12 protein-coding genes are annotated in these 12,915 nt (G+C 48.0%); all 12 read left to right on the forward strand.

The features are described 5' to 3' along the window. Positions 1–13 precede the first annotated feature (13 nt). The 12 genes from grpE (at position 14) to VJ374_RS04230 (ending at position 12,881) form a co-directional block, all read left to right on the forward strand. Positions 14–571, forward strand: a complete 558-nt coding sequence (gene grpE / locus VJ374_RS04175; protein WP_023467440.1) for a nucleotide exchange factor GrpE — start codon at positions 14–16, stop codon at positions 569–571. Between the two features lie 48 nt (positions 572–619). Next, positions 620–2,446, forward strand: a complete 1,827-nt coding sequence (gene dnaK, locus VJ374_RS04180; RefSeq protein ID WP_056060063.1) for a molecular chaperone DnaK — start codon at positions 620–622, stop codon at positions 2,444–2,446. Between the two features lie 132 nt (positions 2,447–2,578). Further along, positions 2,579–3,685, forward strand: a complete 1,107-nt coding sequence (gene dnaJ / locus VJ374_RS04185; protein ID WP_329470262.1) for a molecular chaperone DnaJ — start codon at positions 2,579–2,581, stop codon at positions 3,683–3,685. Positions 3,686–3,710: 25 nt separating this feature from the next. Further along, on the forward strand, positions 3,711–4,658 hold the full coding sequence (gene prmA, locus VJ374_RS04190) for a 50S ribosomal protein L11 methyltransferase (protein WP_056060066.1): 948 nt from the start codon (positions 3,711–3,713) through the stop codon (positions 4,656–4,658). Between the two features lie 4 nt (positions 4,659–4,662). Continuing rightward, the gene (locus VJ374_RS04195; protein ID WP_329470264.1) at positions 4,663–5,409 is read left to right on the forward strand and encodes a 16S rRNA (uracil(1498)-N(3))-methyltransferase; all 747 of its coding nucleotides are present in this window, start codon (positions 4,663–4,665) and stop codon (positions 5,407–5,409) included. 5 nt (positions 5,410–5,414) lie between these two features. After that, positions 5,415–6,749, forward strand: coding sequence for a tRNA (N(6)-L-threonylcarbamoyladenosine(37)-C(2))-methylthiotransferase MtaB (gene mtaB / locus VJ374_RS04200; RefSeq protein WP_035409280.1), 1,335 nt, complete (start codon positions 5,415–5,417; stop codon positions 6,747–6,749). 107 nt (positions 6,750–6,856) lie between these two features. After that, complete coding sequence (gene rluF / locus VJ374_RS04205; RefSeq protein ID WP_056060072.1) at positions 6,857–7,552, forward strand: 23S rRNA pseudouridine(2604) synthase RluF; 696 nt, start codon at positions 6,857–6,859, stop codon at positions 7,550–7,552. A gap of 47 nt (positions 7,553–7,599) precedes the next feature. After that, positions 7,600–8,481, forward strand: coding sequence for an EamA family transporter RarD (gene rarD / locus VJ374_RS04210; RefSeq protein WP_235513988.1), 882 nt, complete (start codon positions 7,600–7,602; stop codon positions 8,479–8,481). Positions 8,482–8,497: 16 nt separating this feature from the next. After that, entirely contained in the window at positions 8,498–9,382 is an 885-nt protein-coding gene (gene rarD / locus VJ374_RS04215) for an EamA family transporter RarD (protein ID WP_035409275.1), read from the forward strand. Positions 9,383–9,457: 75 nt separating this feature from the next. Continuing rightward, positions 9,458–10,123, forward strand: a complete 666-nt coding sequence (gene deoC / locus VJ374_RS04220) for a deoxyribose-phosphate aldolase (RefSeq protein ID WP_035409273.1) — start codon at positions 9,458–9,460, stop codon at positions 10,121–10,123. 137 nt (positions 10,124–10,260) lie between these two features. Then, positions 10,261–11,235: a BMP family lipoprotein gene (locus VJ374_RS04225; protein WP_329470268.1), complete on the forward strand. Its 975-nt coding sequence runs from the start codon at positions 10,261–10,263 to the stop codon at positions 11,233–11,235. Beyond that, positions 11,232–12,881, forward strand: coding sequence for a methyl-accepting chemotaxis protein (locus VJ374_RS04230; RefSeq protein ID WP_056060081.1), 1,650 nt, complete (start codon positions 11,232–11,234; stop codon positions 12,879–12,881). Before VJ374_RS04225 ends, VJ374_RS04230 begins: the two co-directional genes overlap by 4 nt. The last annotated feature ends 34 nt before the right edge of the window (positions 12,882–12,915 follow it).

Genomic DNA, 12,915 nt, shown 5'->3' on the forward strand with positions numbered 1-12,915 from the left:
GGCTCGATTCAGAGTGGAAGAAAAAGAACAGAATCAAAACCTCCAACAAGAAGAAAACGTGACAGAGCCGACTGAAACCGTCGAAGTCACAGAAGAAGAAGTCATCCAAGCGGATCTCGTCGAAGACGAGAAGCCGGACTTCGAAGCACAACTCGCAGAAGCAAAAGCTTCAGAATTACGCCTCCGTGCGGATTTTGAGAACTTCAAGCGTCGTAACCGTGTCGAAGCAGAGAACCGCGCGAAGTATTCTTCACAAGCGATCGTCGAAAAGCTGTTGCCACTCGTCGATAACTTGGACCGGGCGCTCCAAATCGAGACGGAAAACGAGGAGACGAAATCTGTCTTGACGGGTGTCGAGATGGTAAAACGTCAACTCGTCGAAACGCTTCAAAATGAAGGCGTCGTCGAGATTCCAGCTGTCGGTGAAGCGTTCGATCCGAACTTACACCAAGCGGTCGTTCAAGAAGCGAGCGAAGAACACGAGTCAGGTGTCGTCATCGCTGAATTCCAAAAAGGGTACAAATTGCACGATCGTGTGATTCGTCCGAGTATGGTTAAAGTAGCTGAGTAATCAGCCTGTACTTCATTATTCCAATCATTGAAAGCGAGGAAATAGATCATGGCAAAAATCATCGGTATTGACTTAGGTACAACGAACTCATGTGTTGCAGTAATGGAAGGTGGCGAACCCGTCGTCATCGCTAACGCAGAAGGAAACCGTACGACACCATCTGTCGTCGCATTCAAAAACGGTGAGCGTCAAGTAGGGGAGGTTGCAAAACGTCAAGCAATCACGAACCCGAACACGATCATGTCGATCAAACGTCATATGGGTACAGACTATAAAGTAGAAGTTGAAGGCAAAGACTACACACCACAAGAAGTCTCTGCGATCATCCTTCAAAAATTAAAAGCGCAAGCAGAAGACTACCTCGGTGAAAAAGTCACAGAAGCTGTCATCACAGTACCGGCTTACTTCAACGATGCAGAACGCCAAGCGACAAAAGACGCTGGTACAATTGCTGGTCTTGATGTAAAACGGATTATCAACGAGCCTACAGCAGCAGCGCTCGCTTACGGTCTCGAAAAAGGCGAAGATCACACGATCCTCATCTATGACCTTGGTGGCGGTACGTTCGACGTGTCGATCCTTGAGCTCGGTGATGGCGTCTTTGAAGTAGTTTCAACTGCAGGTGACAGCCGTCTTGGTGGAGATGATTTCGACCAAAAAATCATCGATCATCTCGTAGCAGAATTCAAAAAAGAAAACGGCATCGATCTTGCTCAAGACAAGATGGCGCTTCAACGTTTAAAAGATGCAGCTGAAAAAGCGAAAAAAGATCTTTCAGGTGTTTCTTCAACACAAATCAGCCTTCCGTTCATCACAGCTGGCGCATCAGGTCCACTTCACTTGGAAATGACGCTTTCACGTGCGAAATTCGATGATCTCACAGCAGATCTTGTTGAACGTACGATGGAACCAACACGCCGTGCTATGAACGATGCAGGTCTGACACCAGACAAAATCGACAAAATCATCCTCGTTGGTGGTTCAACTCGTATTCCTGCAGTTCAAAAAGCAATCCAGGACTTCACTGGTAAAGAATCGTTCAAAGGAGTTAACCCGGATGAAGTCGTTGCCCTCGGTGCAGCGGTTCAAGGTGGCGTATTGACTGGAGACGTCAAAGACGTCGTTCTTCTCGACGTAACTCCACTCTCACTCGGTATCGAGACAATGGGTGGCGTGATGACGAAATTGATCGATCGTAACACGACGATCCCAACTTCAAAATCACAAGTCTTCTCAACTGCAGCAGACAGCCAACCAGCTGTTGATATCCACGTCCTTCAAGGGGAACGTCCAATGGCAGCAGATAACAAAACGCTCGGTCGCTTCCAGTTGACGGACATTCCACCAGCACCACGTGGCGTGCCACAAATCGAAGTTAAATTCGACATCGATGCGAACGGTATTGTTAACGTTTCTGCAAAAGATCTCGGAACAAACAAAGAACAGTCAATCACGATCCAATCATCAAGCGGCTTGACTGAAGCGGACATCGAGCAAATGGTCAAGGATGCAGAAGCAAATGCGGATGCAGACAACAAGCGTAAAGAAGAAGTTGAATTACGCAACGAAGCAGACCAACTCGTCTTCGCAACAGACAAAGCGATCAAAGATCTTGGTGAGCAAGTCGCTGACGCTGATAAAGAAAAAGCAGAAGCTGCAAAAGAAAAAGTAACAAAAGCTCTCGAAGGAACAGACATCGAAGCAATCCGTGCTGCAAAAGACGAATTGTCGACAGTCGTTCAAGAGTTGACACAAAAAGTCTACGAGAACATGGCACAGCAACAAGCTGGCGCTGAAGGCGCACAAGCTAGTGGTCAAGACGACAATGTCATGGACGCTGAGTTCGAAGAAGTTGACGAGAAAGACAACAAGTAATTCATCCGACCGATTTTTCGGGCGCTAGAGAGAGCCAAAGCGTATCCGCGCTTTGGCTCTTTCCATGTCGCACGAAGTTCGGTAAAATCAAACAGTATGAAATGAATCGGAATAGAGAGAGGAAGACTGCACGTGGAAAAACGCGATTATTATGAAGTACTAGGCGTCGCGCGCGATGCCTCATCAGCGGAAATCAAACGCGCCTACCGAAAGCTTGCCCGGACGTACCACCCGGACGTCAACAAGGAAGCCGATGCGGATGCAAAATTCAAGGAATTATCGGAAGCGTATGAAGTGTTGTCCGATGACAATAAACGAGCACGTTACGACCAATTTGGTCACCAAGATCCATCACAAGGTGGCGGTGGATTCAGTGGAGCTGAAGGATTTGGCGACATCTTCGACATGTTCTTCGGTGGCGGACGTCGTCAAGATCCAAATGCCCCACGTAAAGGACAGGACTTACAATACGTTGAGGAAATCGACTTCATGGAATCGGTCACAGGCGTCGAGAAGACGATCACGATCCCAGTCGAAGAAGATTGCAGTACATGTCATGGTTCGGGTGCTAAACCAGGAACACATCCAGAAACATGTAAACGATGCGGTGGTTCGGGGCACATCAACGTCGAACAAAACACGATGTTCGGTCGTGTCGTCAACCAAACAACGTGTTCGACATGTCATGGCCGTGGACAAATCGTCAAGGAGCCATGTGAAACATGTCGTGGAGCTGGTCGTGTCCGTAAAAACAAAGATGTCCGTGTCAAAATTCCAGCAGGGATCGACAATGGGCAACAAATTCGTTTAGCAGGCAAAGGGGAAGCCGGTGTCAACGGTGGACCAGCAGGTGACTTGTATGTCGTCGTCCGTGTCGCAGCACACGAACTGTTCGAACGCGTCGACGATCATATCGTCATGGATATGCCACTTACATTTGCGCAAGCAACACTCGGTGATGAGATCGAAGTGCCGACCGTTCATGGCAAGGTCAGTCTGAAGATTCCAGCGGGCACACAGACAGGATCACGTTTCCGTCTCCGCGGAAAAGGGATGCCGAACGTCCGGTCCGGTCACCATGGTGACCAATACGTCAACGTCGTCGTCATCACACCGAAGAATCTGACGGAACGTCAAAAAGAACTATTACGGGAATTCAATGAAATCAGCGATGAAAAAGGTGTCGAAGAGCAACACGAAGGTGTCTTCAGCCGGATCAAGACATTCTTTACAGGGTGATCACTACAGAGGAGCGTGACAAGAAATGAAATGGTCAGAGATCTGTGTCCATACGACACAAGAAGCCATCGAAGCAGTTTCAAACATCTTACATGAAGCGGGAGCAAGCGGAGTCGTCATCGAGGACGTCGAAGATTTCGAGATGATGTCCCACCGCGAAGATAACTTCGGTGAAATTTGGGATGAGACGAAACGAGATGAGTACCCGACTCAAGGTGTACTCGTGAAGGCATATCTTGCAGAAAGCAGCGATTTGACGGACACGATCAAAGGCATCGAACAGGACATCCAACAATTGACGAACTTCGGTCTGTCGATTGGCACGGGTGCTGTCACGCTGACTCAAGTAGATGAAGAAGACTGGGCACATTCATGGAAACAATTCTATAAACCGGTCAAGATCAGCCGCCACCTGACAGTCGTCCCGATGTGGGAAGACTACACGCCACAGCCGGGTGAAAAGATCATCGAGCTCGATCCAGGCATGGCGTTCGGAACGGGAACACACCCGACGACGGTTCTTTGCATTCAAGCAATCGAAAACTACTTGCAAGAGCAAGATCGTGTCGTCGATGTCGGTACAGGATCCGGTGTCTTAGCGATTGCAGCTGCGAAGCTTGGGGCAAAGGATGTCTTTGCACTCGATTTAGACGAAGTCGCTGTCAAATCAGCGACGGAAAACGTCGCTTTGAACAACGTCAGTGAGCAGATCACGGTCCGTCAAGGCGATTTGATGAAGGAATTGAGTGAGCCGGTCGAGTTGATCGTCGCGAATATCTTAGCGGAAGTCATCCTCCTCTTCGTCAAGGATGCCTATACGCTGACGTTACCAGGCGGGCATTTCATCGCTTCCGGTATCATTAGTCAGAAGAAAGATATGGTCGTACAAGCGATGCAAGAAGCAGGATTTACGATCGTCGAGACGACGAAGCTTGAGGACTGGGTCGCAATCATCGCGAAACGGGAGGCATAAGCGCATGCAACGGTATTTCGTCGAGCCTTCGATGCGTCAGGGAGATGTTTTTCATCTCCCGAAAGATGATGCACACCATATGAAAAACGTCATGCGGATGGAAGTCGGCGGAGAGATTCTCGTGCTCGATGGAACAGGTCTTTACCGGTGTCGCCTTGAAGCACTCGAGAAACAGGTAGCTTCTGCCCGTATCGAAGAGACGCTACCGATCGAGACGGAGCTACCGATTCGTGTGACGATCGCCCATGGATTGCCAAAAGGCGATAAGATCGAACTCGTTGCCCAAAAAGCAACGGAACTCGGGATCCATCATCTACGGATTTTCGAAGCCGACCGTTCCGTCTCGAAATGGGATCAGAAGAAGGTTCCGAAAAAGATTGAACGACTCGAAAAAATCGTCAAGGAAGCAGCGGAACAATCGTACCGTGCCCACTTGCCGACGGTCGACTTCGTGGCGTATGATGAAGTCTTACAGGATGCATCGAACTATACGGCTTGTCTGGTTGCCTATGAAGAATCAGCGAAACAAGGGGAGGCTTCCGTCCTCGCTACGACGCTTGCTGGACTGCAAGAGGGAGATTCCCTTCTTGTCGTCATCGGACCTGAAGGTGGGTTCGCTGAAGCAGAAATCGCACGTTTGACGGATGCCGGTTTTAAACAAGCCGCTCTAGGGCGCCGCATCTTACGGACGGAAACGGCACCATTTTATGTCCTTTCCGCCGTCTCGTATCATTTTGAATTGAAAGGGTGAACGAAATGGCAACTGTTGCCTTTCAAACGCTTGGCTGTAAAGTCAACCATTACGAAACAGAAGCTGTCTGGCAACTGTTCAAGGACGCTGGTTACGCACGCGTTGATTTTGCTGATCATGCGGACGTTTATGTCGTCAATACATGTACGGTCACGAATACCGGAGATAAGAAAAGTCGCCAAGTCATCCGACGGGCGATTCGCCAAAATCCGGATAGTGTCATCTGCGTAACGGGCTGTTATGCCCAAACATCTCCTGCTGAAATCATGGCGATTCCTGGCGTCGATGTCGTCGTCGGAACACAAGATCGGCATAAAATGATTGGATACATTGAACAATTCCGTGAAGAACGCATGCCAATCAATGCGGTCGGAAACATCATGAAAGCAAAAGTCTATGAAGAACTGGATGTACCGGCCTTTACGGACCGGACACGGGCTTCTCTGAAAATTCAGGAAGGCTGTAACAATTTCTGTACGTTCTGTATCATCCCATGGGCGCGTGGTCTCATGCGGTCTCGTCAACCAGAAGATGTCTTGAAGCAAGCACAACAGCTCGTTGATGCGGGTTATAAAGAAATCGTCTTGACGGGCATCCATACAGGTGGCTACGGAGAAGACTTAAAAGACTACAACTTAGCGAAATTACTTAAAGCACTCGAATCCGTCAATGGACTCGAACGTTTGCGGATTTCGTCGATCGAAGCTAGTCAAATCACGGACGAGGTACTTGATGTCCTGAAGGATTCACCGATTGTCGTTCGTCACTTGCACGTTCCGATCCAGTCGGCTTCCGATACGGTCCTTCGCCGGATGCGCCGGAAGTATACGATGGCAGAATTCGGGGAACGGATTACGCGTTTGAAGGAAGTCCTGCCTGACTGTGCGATTACGTCAGATGTCATCGTCGGTTTCCCAGGTGAGACGGAAGAAGAGTTCATGGAAACGTTCAACTTTATCAACGATCATAAGTTCAGTGAGTTGCATGTCTTCCCGTACTCAAAACGGACAGGAACACCCGCTGCGATGATGGATGATCAAGTCGAGGAATCAATCAAAGAAGAACGCGTCGCGCGTTTGATCGCTTTATCGGATCAACTCGCAAAGGAATATGCTTCGAAATACGAAGGGGAACTGCTTGAGATCATTCCGGAAGAATTCTCGGAAGAAGCAGGCGGTCGTCTCGTCGGTTACACAGATAACTATTTGCGTGTCGCAATCGAAGGCGATGAGTCGATGATCGGACAACTCGTTCGTGTCAAAATCACGAAAGCCGGTTATCCGATGAACGATGGTCAATTCGTTCGCATCATGCAGACACTTAAAGACGCTGTAGTCTAATCGAAAGGGCAAAGGGAACCTCTGGTTTTCTTTGCCACTTTTTTTGTTTTCATTTCAGGAATGCGCTACACTGAATACAGTTCAATTAAGGAAAGAGGATATTATTCATGCGAATCAACAAATTCATTAGTGAAACGGGCTTTTGCTCAAGGCGTGCTGCCGATAAATTAGTCGACGCAGGTCGTGTGACGATCAACGGTCTGACGGCAGAACTCGGCTCGCAAGCTGAAGAGACGGACGTCGTCGAAATCGACGGTCAGCCACTCCAAACGAAACCAAAACCCGTCTACATCGTCTTAAATAAACCGGTCGGCATTACGTGTACGACGGAGCTTGATATCGAAGGAAATATCATCGATTTCGTTAATCATCCGAAGCGGATTTTCCCGATCGGTCGTCTCGACAAGGATTCAGACGGCTTGATTCTTTTGACGAATGACGGTGATGTCGTCAACCGGATTCTCCGGGCAGAAAACAATCACGATAAGGAATATATCGTGACTGTCGATGCCCCGATCACGGACACATTCATTCAAGGAATGGCGAGTGGTGTTGACATTCTTGGTACAACGACGAAGGAATGTATCGTTGAACCACTTGAGACACGGACATTTCGCATCATTTTAACGCAAGGGTTAAATCGTCAGATTCGTCGAATGTGTAAAGAGTTCGGCTACCGGGTCAAACGGCTGCAGCGCGTCCGGATCATGAACATCGAGCTTGGCGATTTACCGATTGGTTCTTGGCGTGATTTGACGGAAGAGGAATTACGCGAATTGTTTAAGACGCTTGACGCACAATAAGGTTCAATGAAAGTCGCCACTGGCGGCTTTCTTCATACATAAGGGGGATGACCGTGGATAAACGGGGTATGAGTGCGACATTCGTCGCCTACGTGATTGGTGGACTGTTGCCAATCTACAAAGTGTTTGCTGCTGGAATTCCAGCATGGACGGTCGTTTCAATCCGGATTTTAAGTGCGTTCATCTTCGTGACACTATTGTTACGCTTGACGAAGAAGTTTCAATTCGTTCGTCACCTGTGGCAAAACAAACGCCAACGTTATACCGTGCTTGCGGCAGGTCTCGTATTAGGTGGGAACTGGTCACTCTATCTGTATGCCATCGGAGAAGGGTATATCGTCGAGTCGTCGCTCGGGTATTATATCAATCCGCTCGTCAGCGTCTTGTTCGGTTTGATCTTTTTTAAGGAACGATTAACGCGTCCACAAATCATCGCGATTGTATCAGCAATCACTGGTGTGATGATTTTAACGCTCGGTTATGGTCAATTTCCGATCATTGCCTTTTCACTTGCCATCTCGTTCGCATTTTACGGTGTGCTGAAGAAAAAGGCGGCAGCCGAGCCATTATCGGGATTATTTTTAGAGACGCTCGTCACGCTCCCGTTCGCTCTCTTGACGCTAGGCGTGACGGATAGTCAACCGCTTGCGATGCCGACGAGTGCACTGCTTGCAATCATCATGCTCGGAATCGCAACAGCAGTTCAATTGATGTTATTTGGATACGGGATGCCGAAAATCCCGTTCGTTTACGTCGGAATTCTGCAGTACATTGCACCAACGTTAACGCTACTCCTTGGAATTTATCTATTTAATGACGTCTTTACGACGATTCACTTCATCGCTTTCCTGTTCATTTGGATTGCCGTTGCTTTGTTTACGATCAGCGGTTTATCAGCAGGAAAGATACGGATGAAGAAGGTATCATAACGAAAGAAGGGATTATGTGAATCTACCGGGATTTTTTGCGACGCTTGTCGCATATATCATTTGGGGGCTCTTACCGCTTTACTGGAAGATGCTCGCTAATGTACCGAGTGAAGAGATACTAGCGCACCGGATCATCTGGTCGTTTCTATTTCTACTCATCTTACTGTCGTTTCAAAAAGCACTTGGAAAATGGAAGACGGCATTGCGTGATCCGTTCACGCGCCGACTCTTTTTCTTAAATGGACTGATCATCAGCTTGAATTGGTTCATCTACATCTGGGCTGTCAATCATCAATTTATCGTTGAGGCGTCGCTCGGCTATTACATCAATCCGCTCGTCAGCATCGTCTTTGGTGTCTTCTTCTTTCAAGAAAAGCTCTCACGGATTGAATGGATCTCGATTGTCCTTGCGACGATCGGTGTTCTGATTTTAACGATTGGCTACGGCGAATTTCCATGGATCTCGATTGCGCTTGCCTTAAGCTTCGGTTTTTACGGCGTCGTCAAAAAACGTCGTCCGCTTGAATCAACGGTCAGTCTGACACTTGAGACGATGGCGCCGCTTCCACTGGCTTTGATCTTCCTCGGATATTGGCAAGTACAGGGAACGTCTTCGATAACCGAATCTGTCGGTACGATGACTGGACTCATCTTAACGGGGATCGTCACCGCTGTGCCACTTTTGTTATTTGGATTCGGGGCACAACGAATTCCATTCACATGGGTTGGATTCTTGCAATTCGTTGCACCAACCTTATCACTTGGACTCGGTGTTTTGCTCTATCATGAACCGTTTACTAAAACACATATGGTGGCGTTTACATGTATTTGGACAGCAGCGATTGTCTTTACGCTCAATGGAGTCTGGATTCGAAAAAAACAGCTTCGAAAAGTCGCGTAAAAAGATAGAAGTCAGACCTCTTGCGTGATAGAATAATATCAGAGTCAAAGGGAAGCCTTAAGGAGGATAACAATCATGAATTTAGCAGGAATGATCGACCATACGGCACTGAAGCCAGAAACATCACGTGCTCAAATCGAAACACTCTGTAAAGAAGCATTAGAATACAAATTCGCAAGCGTCTGCGTTAACCCGACATACGTCGCGTTAGCATCAGAACTCTTAAAGTCAGATGATGACGTGAAAGTATGTACAGTCATCGGGTTCCCACTTGGAGCAAACACGCCAGAAGTAAAAGCATTCGAAACAAAGGATGCCATTCAAAACGGTGCAACAGAAATCGATATGGTTTTAAACATCGGCGCACTAAAAGATGGAAATCTTGAGTTAGTAGAACGTGATATTCGTGCAGTTGTCGAAGCGGCGAACGGTACGCTCGTTAAAGTCATCTTTGAAAACTGTCTTCTTACAAAAGAAGAAATCAAAACAGCTGCTGAACTTTCAGTTAAAGCAGGTGCTAACTTTGTGAAAACATCAACTGGTTTCTCAACAGGTGGTGCAACAGTCGAAGATATCCGTCTCATGCGTGAGACAGTCGGTCCTGATATCGGTGTTAAAGCGTCTGGTGGCGTTCGTGACTTCGAAGGTGCAAAAGCAATGATCGATGCAGGTGCATCACGCATTGGTGCTTCAGCAGGAATCGCAATCGTTACTGGTGGTACGTCTGATAGCGACTACTAAGAATATGTCACATGTCCCTCTTTTTTAGAGGGGCATGTTTTTTTGTTGTGGGATTATTCTGAATTTGGATTTTGTATTAAAAAGTCAGACATCGCTTCCGATAATCAGATGTAGAATGTCGGAAGGGTGTGGAATGAATGAAACGATGGAGTGGAATCATACTGGCATCGACACTAAGCCTTGCAGGATGCGGTAGTGTCATCGATGATCCAGAACGGGCAGTCAAGGAGCGAAAGGAAATGGCGGTCGTCTTATCGGATGTTGGTCTTGGCGATCAATCATTCAGCGATGCAGCGATGAGCGGTATGGCGTTGTTACGGGAGAAGGAAGGCTGGTCGATCGATTACCGGGAATTAAACGAAACGAAGACCTATAAAACAGCATTTGAAGCGTTAGCGAAAAAGAAGCCGACCGTTATCGTCGGACTCGGCTACATGGGGCAGACAGATCTTGAGACCGTTGCTAAAAAATATCCGAAACAACAATTCGCCTTGATTGATGCCGTCTCGACGTTACCGAACGTACTCTCGGTTACGTTCAAAGAGGACGAAGGAAGCTACTTAGCGGGTGCCGCTGCAGGAATCCAAACCAAGACGAATACGATTGGTTTCGTCGGTGGGATGAAGTCGCCTTTGATTGAGAAGTTCGAAAAAGGATACATAGCTGGCGCTAAAGCCGTCAATCCGAAAACAAAGGTACTCATCGAATATGCGGAGGACTTTGCGGCGCCCGAAAAGGGACGGACGCTTGCAAACGAAATGATGCAGAAAAAGGCAGACGTGTTATATGCAGCTGCTGGATTAACAGGGAGCGGCGTCCTTGAGGCAGCGCAAACGAAGGGGAAAAAAGCTATCGGTGTTGATAGCGATCAGACCCCGATCGCGCCTGACGCCGTCATGACGTCGATGCTAAAACAAGTTGATCTTGCGATTACGAAAATCGGACAAGATGTGGATGCAAAAGGACTCCAATCTGGACAAGTCGTCCTTGGTGTCAAAGAAGGGGCAATCCAGTTGGCTCCAATCCGTAATACGAACTTTACGGACGGGGAACGAAAAAAATTAGAGCAGCTGCAACAAGATGTGCTCGAAGGTAAGGTGACGATCCAATGACGTTACGGAAACGATTTTTACTCTCAACATTAGTGACGATTTTGAGTGTCGTCATCTTGATGGGATGGACCTTGTTCCAACTCCGTCAAATTCAATCCTATAACGAAGACTACGGGAAACAACTCGTTGAAATTTCAGAACTCGAAACGAAGCTCTTATATGAACAGGCAGCATGGAACCGACTGGCAAGCCAACCGTCTGAGAGTCAGGCGGAGCAGGTTCAGGCTCTTAGTAGGAAGAACGAGCAAGCTTTGAATCAGCTACAGAAGACATATTTGATTCCAGCGTTTCAAGAAGAGTTGAACCGGGCGGATATGAAGTATAAGACGCTCGCTGCAAAACGGACGGAACTGACGGACGCGGTGAATCCGATTGACATTCGCTCCCATGCCGCACGAATTGAAGGTGTCCTCAGTGATCTCTATACGTTACATACGAAAAATGGGGAGTTTTATGATGTCTTACAACGTGAGGCAAAAGACGAGACATTGAATTTGACGCGGACCGTCCTAATCGCGACATTCCTCCTCTTGATTGGTCTAGCGTTATACAATTGGTACTTCGCACGTAGTATCACGCGACCGATCAGCCGTGTCGTCCGGACAGCAGAGCAAATTTCGGATGGAGACTTGTCACAGGAACTGGTCGTATCCGGTCGAAAAGATGAGATTGGTCGACTCGAGACGGCTGTTGCGCAGATGCAAGGAACTTTACATGAGGTCATCGGAACGATCAGTCGTTCGTCGAACACGATTCGTCAAATGAGTACGGAAGCGACGACAGAGAACGCGAACATCGTCGAAGTTTCTGGTAACATGACCCATGCGATTAATGAGATGGCGAGCGGTACACAAACGGTGTCGGATGATATCCAGACAACGGTCAGTACGATGGCTGATATGCAACAACTCTTCGAGGAGAGCGAACAACGCGCACAAACCGCTTATGCAGAAGGACAGGCGGCAGATCACGTGATGGTTCAAAGTAGTTCTGTCATGGAACAACAGGCTACTTCATTACGCGCGTCAACAGAACAAAATCGTGAACTCGGTCAGAAATTAGAAGGTTTCCTTGAGCAAACGCAACAAATCGAACAGATGGCGCAACTCGTCGCTGGAGTCTCTGCGCAGACGAACTTATTGTCACTCAATGCGGCAATCGAAGCGGCGCGAGCAGGGGAAGCCGGTCGTGGATTTGCCGTCGTGGCGAGTGAAGTTAAAAAGTTAGCAGATGAGACACACGAAGCGACGCGTTCGATCTTCTCACTCGTCCGTTCGATTCGCCAAGACGGCGCTGTTTTACAAGAAGCACTCGTGCAAGCGGAGCGGGAACAGACGAACCAGGTCGAGAATTTTACACACGTCCAACAAGCATTCGGTGAGACGCGTCAAAAAGTAGCGAGTGTGACCGAAACACTCGATTATGTGACGAAACAACTCGTACATTCGAAACAACAAGCCCGCCATGTCGTTGGTCAAGTCAGTACAGTTAGTGGTGTCATGGAAGAACTTGCAGCCGGAAATGAAGAAATCGCTGCTTCGATGCGCGATCAACAGGCATCGTTCGAACAGATTCATCAATTGATGCAAGAACTCGAGTCGACGACGACGTCGCTTGACAGTCAGACACATCAATTCAAAATTTAATGAACACAGCAAAAGTGCACGCATTCTCAGGAAG

Source organism: Exiguobacterium sp. 9-2 (assembly GCF_036287235.1).
Lineage (GTDB): Bacteria > Bacillota > Bacilli > Exiguobacteriales > Exiguobacteriaceae > Exiguobacterium_A.